Origin of the sequence: Klebsiella sp. LTGPAF-6F, assembly GCF_001753185.1 — a bacterium.
Lineage (GTDB): Bacteria > Pseudomonadota > Gammaproteobacteria > Enterobacterales > Enterobacteriaceae > Klebsiella > Klebsiella michiganensis.
Genome location: NZ_CP017450.1, coordinates 6,005,771 through 6,019,081, shown reverse-complemented (window position 1 = coordinate 6,019,081; position 13,311 = coordinate 6,005,771). Strand labels below are relative to the sequence as shown.

Sequence of the window (13,311 nt, the reverse complement as noted above, 5' to 3'; positions counted from 1 at the left end):
AAATCGACAGGAGACAGGTATGTCGCTCTGGTTGTCCCACCCTCTGTTCCTTCCTTCTATCATCGTCGGCATCACTATTCTCCTCTGGGCGACTTCGCTACTGCCGGAGTTTATGACCGCGCTGCTGTTTTTTGCCGCAGCGATGATCGCCAAAATCGCGCCGCCGGAGGTCATTTTCGGCGGCTTTGCCTCATCGGCGTTCTGGCTGGTGTTCAGCGGATTTGTGCTGGGGATCGCCATACGCAAAACCGGGCTGGCGGACAGAGCGGCCCGGTCGCTCTCGTCGCGGCTGACCGACTCCTGGCCGCTGATGGTCGGCAGCGTGGTGCTGCTCAGCTATGCGCTGGCGTTTGTGATGCCGTCCAATATGGGGCGTATCGCGCTGCTGATGCCGATTGTGGCGGCAATGGCCAGGCGTGCCGGCATTGAAGAGGGGACGCGCCCGTGGTTTGGCCTGGCGCTGGCGGTGGGGTTCGGGACCTTCCAGCTGTCTGCCACCATCCTGCCCGCCAACGTCCCGAATCTGGTGATGAGCGGCGCGGCGGAGGGATCGTATGGTATCCATTTGAATTATCTTCCCTATTTACTGCTGCATACGCCGGTGCTCGGCTGGCTCAAAGGGGCTGTGCTGATCGCCCTGATATGCTGGCTGTTTCCCGGAAAACCGCACCCGCCGCGCGACATGACGCCGCTGCCGCCGATGAGCCGCGATGAGAAGCGCCTGGCGTGGCTGCTGGTGGTAGTGCTGACGCTCTGGGTGACGGAGAGCTGGCACGGCGTGGGGCCGGCCTGGACGGGGCTGGCGGCGGCGGTGATAACTCTGCTGCCGCGGGTCGGTTTTATCAGCGGCGAGGAGTTTTCCAGCGGCGTGAATATCCGCACCTGTATTTACGTCGCCGGGATTTTGGGGCTGGCTATCACCGTGACGCAAACCGGTATCGGCGGCGTGGTGGGGAATGCCCTGCTGCAGATTATGCCGCTGGATAAAGAGAGTCCGTTCACCAGCTTTCTCGCATTGACCGGCATTACCAGCGCGCTGAACTTTATCATGACCGCTAACGGCGTACCGGCGCTGTATACCACCTTCGCGCAGAGCTTCTCCGATGCGACCGGTTTCCCGCTGCTGAGCGTGATTATGATTCAGGTGCTGGGATACTCCACGCCGCTGCTGCCGTATCAGGCATCACCGATTGTGGTGGCAATGGGGCTGGGGAAAGTGCCTGCAAGGGCGGGAATGCTGCTGTGTATTGCGCTGGCGGCGGTAAGCTATTTGATTCTGCTGCCGCTGGACTACCTGTGGTATCAGGCGTTGGGGAAACTGTAGGCTGCACCGCTCGGGGATTTTCCCGGAACCTGGCCGGGCAACCGGGCGATAACCCCGGTTGCAAAGCGCGACCGGGGAAAGGCCTTAAAGCGAATTACGCTTTTTTCGCGGCTTCTGCTGCTTTAACGATCACCGCGAAAGCGTCAGCTTTCAGGGATGCGCCGCCAACCAGCGCGCCGTCGATGTCCGGCTGGGTGAACAGCTCTGCTGCGTTGCCCGCGTTAACGGAACCGCCGTACTGGATGATCACTTGTTCAGCCACTTTCGCATCAGCTTTAGCGATGTGGTCGCGAATGAATTTGTGTACAGCCTGAGCCTGAGCCGGGGTAGCGGATTTGCCGGTACCGATCGCCCATACGGGCTCATAAGCGATAACTGCGCCTTCGAACGCCGCCGCGCCCTGGGTTTTCAGAACGGCGTCGATCTGACGCGCGCACACTTCTTCCGTTTTGCCCGCTTCGTTTTCCGCTTCGGTTTCACCGATGCACAGAACCGGGATCAGACCCTGCTCTTTCAGTACCGCGAATTTCCTGGCGATAAACTCGTCGGACTCTTTGTGGTAGGTACGGCGCTCGGAGTGGCCGATGATGATGTATTCAGCGCCGATGTCTTTCAGCATTTCGGCAGAGGTTTCGCCAGTGAACGCGCCGGACAGGTTCAGGTCAACGTTCTGCGCGCCCAGGTGAATGTGGCTGCCCGCAGCGGCTTGTTTAGCCAGGTCGATGTACATCTCAGGCGGAGCAATGGCAACTGCACAGCCGGTTACGCCAGCCAGTTCGGTACGCAGGTTCGCGACCAGTTCGTTTACCATGTGGCGGCTGCCGTTCAGTTTCCAGTTACCCATCACTAAAGGATGTCGCATTTTTATTCTCCACGCTTTAAAGCGAATTAAGGAATATAGCCGCCCCCGCGGGCAGCATGGTCTGTGAAACAGTATAGAGATTCATCACTGGAAAGGCTTTGCTTTTTGTCATTTATTGTTGTTTTCCAGCGTTTCAGATAGCGCCAGCTTAATCGGTTCAACAGCGAAGGTCAGCCCCTTTTCGCCGTTGTCCGCCACCACATAGCGCACAGCACCTTCCGTTTCGGAGAAGTAACGTTTGCCTTTTCCGGCGGTCAGCAGTTTCTGCAGCTTCTGCTGGCTTTGCGTCAGGCTGAGCGTGGGTACGAACGCGCGCATCACGGCGCTCATATACTCCTGGGCTCTCGCTTTCGCCGCTTTCTGCTGCGGCCCCTGAATCGGTAGCCAGGTGATCTGCATCGATTTAATTTTGAGCGTGCCGCGTTCAAGCGCGGTCGACGCGTAAAGGTTCTCATTGATCTTCGTGGCGGCGCGGGTCAGGTTTGCCTGGTCTTTGCTGGCGGCGACGGCGCGAAATTCATTGAGCGATAGCTTCGGGTTATCGTTGTTGAATTTTTCCCGAAACTCGCTGATGGAAATATCAAAGGCCGGCGCGCCGGAGAGAAGATAGGGCGCCGTAGCGCTGGCGTCTGACTCGGCGGACAACGCTTTTTGGCCGACGGATAATGCCGCCAGCCCAATTAAACATAAGGTTGCCCACTTCTTCATGCCCATCTTCCCTTTTTTTATCTGCTGACGATTAAAACGAGAACCGTCACGCTTGTCAAAAAGTCACGCCTTCAGGGTAAACTACGTCGGTGATGATGATAAGGAATAAAACATGACCCTACAGCAGTGGCTATTCTCAATTAAAGGGCGGATTGGACGTCGCGACTTCTGGATCTGGATCGCTATCTGGATAATGACCATGAGCGCGCTGTTCACGCTGGCCGGTAGTAACCTTCTCAATTTACAGACGGCGGCTTTTATTCTGGTGTGCCTGCTGTGGCCGACGGCGGCGGTGACCATTAAACGCCTGCACGATCGGGGTAAATCCGGGCTCTGGGCGCTGCTGATGATTCTGGCGTGGATGCTGCTGGCGGGCAACTGGTCGATGCTGCCTGGGGTCTGGCAGTGGGGCGTCGGGCGGTTTATACCGACGCTGATTATCGTCATGATGCTGATCGACCTGGGCGCGTTTGTCGGTACCCAGGGCGCGAATAAGTTTGGTAAAGAGACGCTGGGCGTGCGCTGGAAAGCGGAATCCTGATTACCAGTAGTGTTCGGCGGTCATATGACCCGGCCGGCGACGCAGGTGCTTGCTCATCTGCCGGGTCTCTTTCAGCAGCTGCTGGGTGTCGCGCACCATCTGCGGGTTACCGCACAGCATGACGTGGCTGCTCTCGGCGTTCATCGGCAGGCCGACGGCCTCTTCCAGCGCGCCGGTTTCAATCAGGAACGGGATACGTCCCGTGAGCATGCCCGGCGCGGTTTCCCGGCTCACGACCGACTGGATGCGCAGTTTTCCCGCATAGCGCGCTTCCAGCGCCTGCATCTGCGGCAGATAGCTGAGGTCGGCGGCATAGCGCGCGGCGTGCACCAGTACCAGGTTTTTAAAGCGATCCAGGTCCTTCCCTTCTTCCAGAATTGACAGGTACGGGCCAATCGCCGTGCCGGTGGCGAGCATCCATAGGGTGTCGCAATCCGGCACCTCTTCCAGAACGAAGAAACCGGCGGCTTCGCTGACCACCTGGACTTCATCGCCCGGCTTCAGTGCCGCCAGCCGCGGGCTGAGCTTGCCCTCCGGAACCGTCACCAGATAGAACTCAAGATCGGGGTTGCTGGGGGCGTTGACGTAGGAATAGGCGCGCTGCACGCGTTCTCCGTCTACGTCCAGCCCCAGTTTGGCAAACTGCCCAGCGGTGAAGGGCGCAACCGGCGCGTGAACGGTGAGGCTAAACAGTGCATCAGTCCAGTTCTGTACTTTTACCACTTTGCCCGTAACCCAGTTTGCCATAGCGACTCTCCTCTCAATCCTGTTAACGTATCTTCACCGCGACGAGAGCAGATTTCCAGCCCGAAAAGGCTGGAAAGCTCTATTGATCAAATGTTTTTACAGGATGTGCAGCTGAATATCCGGGTCTTTGCGATCGAGATAATGAATCGATTGAATACGGCGGATAGTGCGGGATTTACCGCGGATCAGCAGGGTTTCGGTGGTGGCCATATTGCCTTTACGGGTGATACCGTCCAGCAGATCGCCCTTGGTGATGCCGGTTGCCGAGAAAACCACGTTGTCGCTGCGCGCCATATCGTCCAGGCGCAGCACTTTGCCTGCTTCAATGCCCATCGCCTGACAGCGTGCCAGCTCGTTTTCGCCGATACGGCGGTTCTCTTCGCTGTCGCCCTTCACGTGGTGACGCGCCAGCAGTCGGCCGTTCATATCGCCGTCCAGCGCGCGGATCACCGCAGCGGAAACGACGCCTTCCGGCGCGCCGCCGATACCGTACATGACGTCAACTTCGCTGTCCGGCATGCAGGTCAGAATAGAGGCGGCAACGTCGCCGTCGGGGATGGCGAACACGCGCACGCCCAGCTTTTGCAGCTCAACAATGACGTCGTCATGGCGTGGCTTGGCTAAGATGGTGACCGTTAATTCACTCAGCGGCTTATTCAGCGCGCGGGCGATATTATGCAGGTTCTCCGCCAGCGGCAGTTTCAGATCGATGGTGCCCTTCGCTCCCGGGCCGACAATCAGCTTTTCCATGTACATATCCGGCGCATTCAGGAAACAGCCCTTATCGCCTACCGCCATCACCGCCAGCGCGTTCGCCTGGCCCATCGCCGTCATGCGGGTGCCTTCGATGGGATCGACGGCGATATCTACCGCATCGCCGTGGCCGGTACCGACGCGCTCGCCAATGTACAGCATCGGCGCTTCGTCGATTTCGCCTTCGCCAATCACGATAGTGCCGTCGATGTTGATCAGGTTGAGCATAATGCGCATGGCGTTGACGGCGGCGCCGTCGGCGGTATTTTTATCACCGCGGCCTAACCATTTGTAGCCTGCCAGCGCGGCGGCTTCGGTTACGCGCGAAAATTCGATGGCCAGTTCTCGTTTCATAATCCACTCATCTGAATAAAAATTATGCGCAGCGTGGCGAGATGACGTTCGCGCTACGCGTTGGAATAGCGTTCGGTTTCCGGCATCCAGCGCTCTATCAGCGCCTGTGCCTGCTGGGGATAGCGTTCGTGAATATGGCGGGCGATGCGCTGAACTTCCGGGATCATGGCCTGATCGCGCAATAAGTCCGCGACTTTAAATTCAGCGTTGCCGGTCTGACGGGTGCCGAGCAGCTCGCCGGGACCGCGAATTTCCAGGTCTTTTTGGGCGATGACGAAACCGTCATTGCTATCGCGCAGAACCTGCAGGCGCTTCTGGGCGGTTTTTGACAGCGGCGATTTATAGAGCAGCACGCAGTGGGAGGCTACCGCACCGCGCCCGACGCGCCCTCGGAGCTGGTGCAGCTGCGCCAGCCCCAGACGCTCCGGGTTTTCGATGATCATCAGGCTGGAGTTGGGCACGTCCACGCCGACTTCAATCACCGTGGTGGCGACCAGCAGATGCAGCTCGCCCTGCTTGAACGCTCTCATTACCGCCTGCTTCTCGGCGGATTTCATACGCCCGTGCACCAGGCCGATATTCAGCTCCGGCAGGGCGAGCTTCAGCTCTTCCCAGGTGGCTTCCGCCGCCTGAGCTTCCAGCAGATCCGACTCTTCAATCAGCGTACAAACCCAGTAGGCCTGGCGGCCTTCGTGAGTGCAGGCGTTACGTACGCGGTCAATAATATCGCTGCGTCGCGTATCCGGAATGGCCACCGTCGTAACCGGCGTTCGGCCCGGCGGCAGTTCATCGATGACCGAGGTGTCGAGGTCGGCATACGCGGTCATCGCCAGGGTGCGCGGAATCGGCGTGGCGGTCATAATCAGCTGGTGCGGATGAAATCCCTGCTGTTGCCCTTTCTCCCACAGCGCCAGCCGCTGATGGACGCCAAAACGGTGCTGCTCGTCGATAATCACCAACGCGAGGCCGTTAAACTGGACCTGCTCCTGAAAGATGGCGTGGGTGCCGACAATCATCTGCACCTGTCCGCTGGCGATAGCCTCCTGCTGCGCCAGGCGCGCTTTGCCTTTTTGTTTGCCCGCCAGCCAGCCCACCTCAACGCCCAGCGGTTCGAACCAGCTGCGGAAGTTATTGGCGTGCTGTTCAGCCAGCAGCTCGGTCGGCGCCATCAGCGCTACCTGTTTGCCGTGAGCGATGGCGCGCAGGGCGGCAAGCGCGGCGACCAGGGTTTTACCGGAGCCCACGTCCCCCTGCACCAGACGCATCATCGGCACGTCCAGCGCCATATCGCGCTCGATTTCAGCCGTGACGCGCGCCTGCGCGCCGGTCGGCGTAAAGGGGAGGGAGGCCAGCAGCTTATCTTTTAGCGTGTCGTTAGCGCTGAGCGCGAGGGCGTGGTAGCGCTGGGCGCCTGCCCGCAGCGCCAGCATGCTGAGGTTATGCGCCAGCAGCTCTTCCAGGATTAAGCGCCGCTGAGCCGGATGTTTGCCGCTTTCCAGCTCGCTAAGCTGTAAAGAGGGCGGCGGGCGATGCAGCGTGCGCAAGGCGTCCGGCAGGCTCATCATCCCTTGCGCCAGCTCAGGCGGCAGCAGTTCGGCGATCGCGCAGGTTTCAAGCAGCTCCAGCGCCTGGTCGGTGAGCTTACGCAGCGTAGCCTGCTTGATGCCTTCGGTGGTGGGATATACCGGGGTCAGCGTTTCCTGTAAATCAGGGGTACTCATGTCGCCCTGAACCCGATATTCCGGATGGATCATCTCCGCCCCGTGCTTACCGCGCTTCGCCTCTCCGTAGGCCAGCACGCGACGCCCGGTTGCCAGGCTATTTTTCATCGCCGCGCTGAAGTTAAAAAAGCGCATGGTGAGGATGCCGGAGCCATCGCTTATCTGGCAGGTCATCATCCGGCGGCCGCCGAAAGTGATGTTGCAGTTGAGGACTTCGCCTTCAACGGTGGCGTAAACGCCGGGCAGCAGTTCGCCGATGTGATACAGATGGGTGCGGTCTTCGTAGCGTAGCGGCAGGTGCAGAAGCAGATCCTGTACCGTATGCAGGCCGATTTTTGCCAGCTTACTGCTCTGGGCCGCGCCAACGCCCGTCAGGGAATTGAGCGGCACCGCATCCAGCAGACGGCCCTGCATGATTACTTCGCCGCCTGCATGGTGGCCCACCACGCGGCATCGGCTTCGACTTCGCCCTGCTCGTTGACGTGGGGGTAGGGAAGTCCCTTGCGTTTAGCGACCTTCGCCAGCACCGGATAGCCGCCTTCAAACAGCAGGCGCTGCTGGTCTTCTTCCGGCAGCATACTGTTCTCGCGCCGGTACATGCCGGCGTTCTGCCGCTGGCGCTGGGCTTCGTAGAGGATAAGCGCTGAGGCGACGGAAACGTTCAGCGACTGCACCATGCCAATCATCGGAATGATGATGTCCTGGTCCGCCAGGTCTAACGCTTCCTGCGTAATGCCGGTTTTCTCCTGCCCCATCAGGATACAGGTGGGACGGGTATAGTCGATTTCACGGAAATCGACGGCGTTATCAGAGAGATGGGTCGCCAGGATCTGCATGCCCTGGCCTTTTAAATGCGTGACAGCCTCGCCAATAGTACGGTGGGTTTTGACCTGCACCCAGCTATTGCTGCCGGCGGCCGCGGAGGCCATGGTACGCATACGGCTACCTGGCCAGATGGCGTGCACTTCATGCACGCCAACGGCGTCTGCGGTACGAATGACCGCAGAGACGTTATGAGGCTTATGGACCTGCTCCATGCAGACTGTCAGGTCAGGCTGGCGCCTGGCGAGCATCTCGCAGATACGCGCATAACGCTGTAAATTCATGATACTTCCATCCTTCGAATGACTCTTTAATCGCTGCGGATTACGCGGCCCATTCCTGGGCCTTGCCCTTTACGGGGCCGCTGTAAGCAGCGTTCAAATCTGCTCCCGGCAGATTTGTCATTCGCTTGCCGCCTTGACGCAATTCGAATGATTTTGTGGAAGAGCTAGTTTCGGTTACGGGTGACTTTTATTACATCCGGCATGACGCGAATTTTGCGCATGATATTCGCCAGATGCACGCGGTCGCGCGCGGTAAGGCGAATAAAGGCGCTGTAAACGCGGCCATCTTTCTCTTCCGTATTCAGGCTTTGAATATTGGAAGAAGCGGTGTTGATCGCCGCGGTAAGATTTGCCAGGGCACCCTGATGGTTGAACATATCCACCTTGATTTCGGTGATAAATTCCTGCGCTGTCTCTTTGTCCCACTCGACCGCCATAAATTTCTCCGGCTCTTTCTGATAGCCGCGAATGTTACGACAGGACTCATGGTGAATAACCAGGCCTTTGCCCGGGCTGACGTGCGCGATAATCGGGTCGCCGGGGATCGGGCGGCAGCATTTGGCGAAGGTGATCAGCACGCCATCCGCGCCTTTAATCGGCAGATGATTATGGCCGACAGGCGCTGGCTGTACAGGCACGGCGGTGGTTTCACCCTGCTGCAGGTTTTTTGCTACCACGACGCTCATGGCGTTGCCGAGGCCGATTTCGGCCAGCAGATCGTCAAGCGTGGTCAGCTTCATGCGCTCAAGTTCACGCTGAATGTTCTCTGGCGGGATCTCGGCCAGCTTGCGGCTACCGCCGAGGGCGTGATTGAGCAGGCGGCGCCCGAGGCTTACGGAGTCGTCGCGCTTAAGATTTTTCAGCAGCTGGCGAATTTTGGCGCGCGCTTTCGAGCTGACGACAAAGTTCAGCCATGCGGCGTTCGGACGTGCGCCCGGCGCGGTGATGATTTCCACCGTCTGGCCGCTGGAGAGCGACTGCGACAGCGGATACGGCTGGCGGTCGACGCGGGCGCCGACGCAGGCATGGCCGATGTCGGTATGCACCGCGTAGGCGAAATCCACCGGCGTCGCGCCGGCGGGCAGTTCGACAATGCGCCCTTCCGGGGTGAAAACGTAAATCTCATCCGGGAACAGATCGGATTTCACGCTCTCAATAAATTCAAATGAACTACCGGCGCTCTGCTGGAGCTCCAGCAGGCTCTGCATCCAGCGCTGGGCGCGGATTTGCGCCGTGGTGCTGCTCTCGCCGCCGTGCTCTTTATAAGCCCAGTGCGCCGCCACCCCCATTTCCGCCATCTGGTCCATGTCTTCGGTACGAATTTGTACCTCAACCGGGACGCCGTGCGGGCCGATCATCGAGGTGTGCAAAGATTGATAGCCGTTCGCCTTTGGAATGGCAATATAGTCTTTGACGCGACCCGGACGCGGCTTGTAAAGGCTGTGCATCTGGCCAAGCACGCGGTAGCAGGTGTCGGAATCATGGACAATCACGCGGAAAGCGTAGATATCCATAATCGAGTGAAAGCGCTGCTCTTTGAGCACCATCTTGCAGTAGATGGAGTACAAATGCTTTTCGCGACCGCTAACGCGACAGGGAATTCCCGCTTCCTGCAAACGCCCTTCGATTTCGGAGAGGATCTTTTGAATCATCTCCTTACGGTTGCCGCGCGCCGCTTTAACCACCTCTTTAATGACGCGGTAGCGGTTAGGATACAGCGCCTCAAAGCCCAATTCTTCGAGCTCGGTTTTGATGTGATGGATACCTAAACGGTGCGCCAGAGGGCTGTAGATCTCCAGCGTTTCGCGGGCGATGCGGCGGCGCTTGTCCGGGCGCAATGAGCCCAGCGTGCGCATGTTATGGGTGCGGTCAGCGAGCTTGATAAGGATGACGCGGATATCCTGCACCATCGCCATAATCATTTTGCGAAAGTTTTCAGCCTGGGCCTCTTTCTTGTCGCGAAACTTAAGCTTATCAAGTTTTGACACCCCCTCTACCAGTTCAGCAACGCTTTTACCGAAAAGCTGCTCCATGTCCTGGTAGGTGGCGGGGGTATCTTCTATCACGTCGTGCAGCAGAGCGGCCATCAGCGTTTCATGGTCGAGTTTCATCTCGGCCAGGATACAGGCTACCGCTACCGGGTGCGTGATATAGGGTTCACCGCTTGAACGTGTCTGGCCCTCGTGAGCGTCACGTGCAACGAGATAAGCCTGCCGAAGACGTTTAATTTGCTCTTCGGGCAGGTAGTTTTGAATCAGCTGATTCAGGCTTTCAAACAGATACAAGGGCGACCCGCAGTGTGATTAACGACGACCTTCAGCAATAGCGGTAACGGCTTGTAATTCAGCGGCTTCCTGCTCTTGCTGTTCCTGGCGCTCACGAACGTCGAGGATCTTGTTGTTGATCAGACCTTCTTCGATTTCGCGCAGTGCGATAACGGTAGTTTTATCGTTTTCTTCCGGTACCAGCGGATCCTTTCCGCCTACCTGCATCTGACGAGCGCGACGCGCGGCGACCAGTACCAGGTCAAAACGGTTACCAATTTTCTCTACAGCGTCCTGAACAGTTACGCGTGCCATACTTAAAATGCTCCACAGGTGAAGAAATGACTGGGCATGATACTGAATGTGGGTTCAGTCTGCCAACAGTTTGGTGATTAAAGCGCCATGTCGCTGCTTTTGGCGGCTCATGCGCAGACGTTCGGCGCGAATAATAATTTTCAGATCGCTCAGCGCGGTATCAAAATCATCATTCACAATCAGGTAATCATACTCCGCGTAATGGCTCATTTCTGCAACTGCCTGCGCCATACGTTTTGCGATAACCTCTTCGCTGTCCTGACCGCGGCCGCGCAGGCGACGATCAAGCTCATCTTTTGACGGCGGCAGGATAAAAATGCTGCGCGCGCCGGGCATTCTGTTGCGGATTTGCTGCGCGCCCTGCCAGTCGATATCGAGGAAGACGTCGACGCCGGTCGCCAGTACCTGCTCGATAGCTTCGCGCGAGGTGCCGTAATAGTTGCCAAAGACTTCTGCATGTTCAAGAAAAGCGTCTCTGCCAATCATCGTCCTGAATTCGTCGTGATTCACAAAGAAATAGTGTTCACCGTGCACTTCACCCGGGCGCGGAGCGCGCGTGGTATGCGAAACAGAAACCTGAGAGTCGTACAACGGTTGGGTTTTTAATAAAGCCTGAATCAGGCTGGATTTACCCGCGCCGCTAGGGGCGGAAACAATATAAAGCGTGCCTTGAGCCATGAGTGTCTTTTGTATGTGGTGGTCGAAATAGAGCTTACATACGAGCCTATTATACACGGCGGCGCAGCGTGACGCAGTCCCTGTCACACTTTTTGCGTTCTTTCTTTCATTTTGCTTGCTGTTTTCCTGATTTCTCCGTGCGTTGCAGAAACAACGCAGAAAAGCCGGAAGCATGCTCGCAGCGTTAAAAATCCCCTCTCGCCGATGAAAATAAGCCTGCGGCACAATTGCCGACGAGAAAACAGGAGGGCATCGCGATGCAAAAAGGAGTCTGGGCGCTGGTGCTGTGGATGCTGGTGGGATACGGGCAGGCAGCCTGCCCCGAATGGCCGCAGGCCAGGGCCGATCGGGAGATTGAACGTCTCAGCCAGCAGATAACGGAATGGAAAAACGCCTACTGGCAGCAGGGGAGCAGTACGGTAAGCGATGAGGTCTATGATCAGCTTGCGGAGCGGCTGGCTTACTGGCGGCGCTGCTTCACCGGCGAGGCTCCCGCTCACGATGCGTCTCCTCCCCTAAAAGGGGAGGCCAGACATCCGGTGGCGCACACCGGCGTGCGTAAACTGGCAAATCAAGCCGACGTGGCGCGCTGGATGCGCGGTCAATCCGGCCTGTGGGTACAGCCTAAAGTCGATGGCGTCGCGGTCACGCTCGTGTATCGGCAGGGGCGTCTGACCCAGGCGATAAGCCGGGGTAATGGCCTGGCCGGGGAAGACTGGACGGCCAGGGTCTTGCAGATCCCCTCTGTGCCTAAAGTCTCTGACGGCGTACTGGCGAATAGCGTTCTACAGGGTGAGCTGTTCCTGCTCCGCGCGGGGCACGTGCAAAAGCAGATGGGCGGCATGAACGCGCGGGCAAAAGTTGCCGGCATGATGATGCGCCAGCAGGCTGCGGTGGATCTTAATCAGCTGGGTCTCTTTATCTGGGCATGGCCCGATGGGCCGCAGGATATGAAACAGCGGCTGGCGCTGCTGCGGCAGGGCGGCTTTCTTTACAGCGCGCTTTTTTCGCACCCTGTCGCGGATGCGCAGCAGGTTGAACAGTGGCGCCAGCGCTGGTTCACTTCACCGCTGCCTTTTGCCAGCGATGGCGTCGTAGTGCGGCGGGAAAAAGCATCTCCCGGGCGCTTCTGGGTTCCGGGTCAGGGCGATTGGGTCATCGCCTGGAAATACCCGCCCGCCTCGCGCGTCATGGAGGTTCGCCGTATCAGCTTTAGCATCGGGCGCAGCGGTAAAATAGCCGTGGTGGCGCATCTGGAGCCGCAGATGCTGGACGATAAGCGCGTGCAGCGGGTGAGCGTCGGTTCGGTATCCCGCTGGTACAATCTGGATATTGGTATTGGCGACCAGCTGCAAATCAGCCTTGCCGGGCAGGGGATACCGCGCATCGATTCGGTCGTCTGGCGCACGGCTCAGCGTAATAAACCCCAGCCACCGGCGGCGCGTTTCAATTCTTTAACCTGCTATTTTGCCACGCCCGAGTGTGCGGAACAGTTTCTTTCGCGGCTGGTCTGGCTCTCATCCCGATCGGTTCTCGATATTGACGGCGTGGGAGAAGCGCTATGGCGGTCCCTGCATGACGCGCGCAGCATGGAGCATCTCTTTTCATGGCTGGCGTTTACGCCGGAGCGGCTGCAAGCCATACCGGGGGTCTCGACGCTGCGCGGGCAGAGGCTGTGGCACCAGTTCAATCTTGCGCGCGAACGGCCTTTTCTGCGCTGGATCCAGGCGATGGGAGTCCCCATACCGAAGACGGCGTTTGCCCGGCTGAAGGAGGATGACTGGCAACGGATGCAGGAGCGAAACGAAGAGCAGTGGCGGCACCTGCCGGGGATCGGGGCGGAAAGAGCGCGGCAGCTGGTGACGTTCTTACATCACCCGGATGTTGCCGCACTGGCGAAGTGGCTAAGCGGGCAACGCGTTCCGGGATTCTGAAAGC

The 13,311-nt window shown here is 58.5% G+C and carries 12 protein-coding genes; 3 read left to right on the top strand and 9 right to left on the bottom strand.

The annotated features are described in order from the left end of the window. Positions 1–19: 19 nt before the first annotated feature. The gene (locus tag BJF97_RS28210) at positions 20–1,324 is read left to right on the top strand and encodes an SLC13 family permease (RefSeq protein WP_014227261.1); all 1,305 of its coding nucleotides are present in this window, start codon (positions 20–22) and stop codon (positions 1,322–1,324) included. A gap of 94 nt (positions 1,325–1,418) precedes the next feature. Here BJF97_RS28210 and tpiA read toward each other — a convergent pair whose 3' ends face one another. Together tpiA and BJF97_RS28200 are read right to left on the bottom strand one after the other, a co-directional pair. Further along, positions 1,419–2,186: a triose-phosphate isomerase gene (gene tpiA / locus BJF97_RS28205; RefSeq protein ID WP_004855521.1), complete on the bottom strand. Its 768-nt coding sequence runs from the start codon at positions 2,184–2,186 to the stop codon at positions 1,419–1,421. A 108-nt stretch (positions 2,187–2,294) separates the two neighbouring features. Then, entirely contained in the window at positions 2,295–2,894 is a 600-nt protein-coding gene (locus BJF97_RS28200; protein ID WP_004855520.1) for a DUF1454 family protein, read from the bottom strand. Positions 2,895–3,006: 112 nt separating this feature from the next. On the opposite strand from BJF97_RS28200, the gene BJF97_RS28195 reads away from it, so the two are divergent. After that, a complete protein-coding gene (locus BJF97_RS28195) occupies positions 3,007–3,435 on the top strand; it encodes a DUF805 domain-containing protein (RefSeq protein ID WP_032695113.1) in 429 nt (142 codons plus the stop codon). Here the strand turns inward: BJF97_RS28195 and fpr are convergent, their stop codons facing one another. From fpr to gmk, 7 genes are all read right to left on the bottom strand, one after another. Continuing rightward, positions 3,436–4,182 (bottom strand): ferredoxin--NADP(+) reductase, encoded by a 747-nt coding sequence (gene fpr / locus BJF97_RS28190; protein WP_014227260.1) that lies wholly within the window; start codon positions 4,180–4,182, stop codon positions 3,436–3,438. Between the two features lie 96 nt (positions 4,183–4,278). Continuing rightward, complete coding sequence (glpX, locus tag BJF97_RS28185; protein WP_032695112.1) at positions 4,279–5,289, bottom strand: class II fructose-bisphosphatase; 1,011 nt, start codon at positions 5,287–5,289, stop codon at positions 4,279–4,281. 53 nt (positions 5,290–5,342) lie between these two features. Next, a complete protein-coding gene (gene recG, locus BJF97_RS28180) occupies positions 5,343–7,424 on the bottom strand; it encodes an ATP-dependent DNA helicase RecG (RefSeq protein WP_032695111.1) in 2,082 nt (693 codons plus the stop codon). A 2-nt stretch (positions 7,425–7,426) separates the two neighbouring features. Further along, positions 7,427–8,116 carry a tRNA (guanosine(18)-2'-O)-methyltransferase TrmH gene (gene trmH / locus BJF97_RS28175; RefSeq protein WP_004855515.1) on the bottom strand — a complete coding sequence of 230 codons (690 nt, stop codon included), beginning with the start codon at positions 8,114–8,116 and terminating at the stop codon, positions 7,427–7,429. 164 nt (positions 8,117–8,280) lie between these two features. Further along, on the bottom strand, positions 8,281–10,401 hold the full coding sequence (gene spoT / locus BJF97_RS28170) for a bifunctional GTP diphosphokinase/guanosine-3',5'-bis pyrophosphate 3'-pyrophosphohydrolase (RefSeq protein ID WP_004855514.1): 2,121 nt from the start codon (positions 10,399–10,401) through the stop codon (positions 8,281–8,283). An 18-nt stretch (positions 10,402–10,419) separates the two neighbouring features. Next, complete coding sequence (gene rpoZ, locus BJF97_RS28165; RefSeq protein WP_004106927.1) at positions 10,420–10,695, bottom strand: DNA-directed RNA polymerase subunit omega; 276 nt, start codon at positions 10,693–10,695, stop codon at positions 10,420–10,422. Between the two features lie 54 nt (positions 10,696–10,749). Beyond that, on the bottom strand, positions 10,750–11,373 hold the full coding sequence (gene gmk / locus BJF97_RS28160; RefSeq protein ID WP_004126677.1) for a guanylate kinase: 624 nt from the start codon (positions 11,371–11,373) through the stop codon (positions 10,750–10,752). Positions 11,374–11,630: 257 nt separating this feature from the next. On the opposite strand from gmk, the gene ligB reads away from it, so the two are divergent. Next, complete coding sequence (ligB, locus tag BJF97_RS28155; RefSeq protein WP_032695110.1) at positions 11,631–13,307, top strand: NAD-dependent DNA ligase LigB; 1,677 nt, start codon at positions 11,631–11,633, stop codon at positions 13,305–13,307. Positions 13,308–13,311 lie beyond the last annotated feature (4 nt).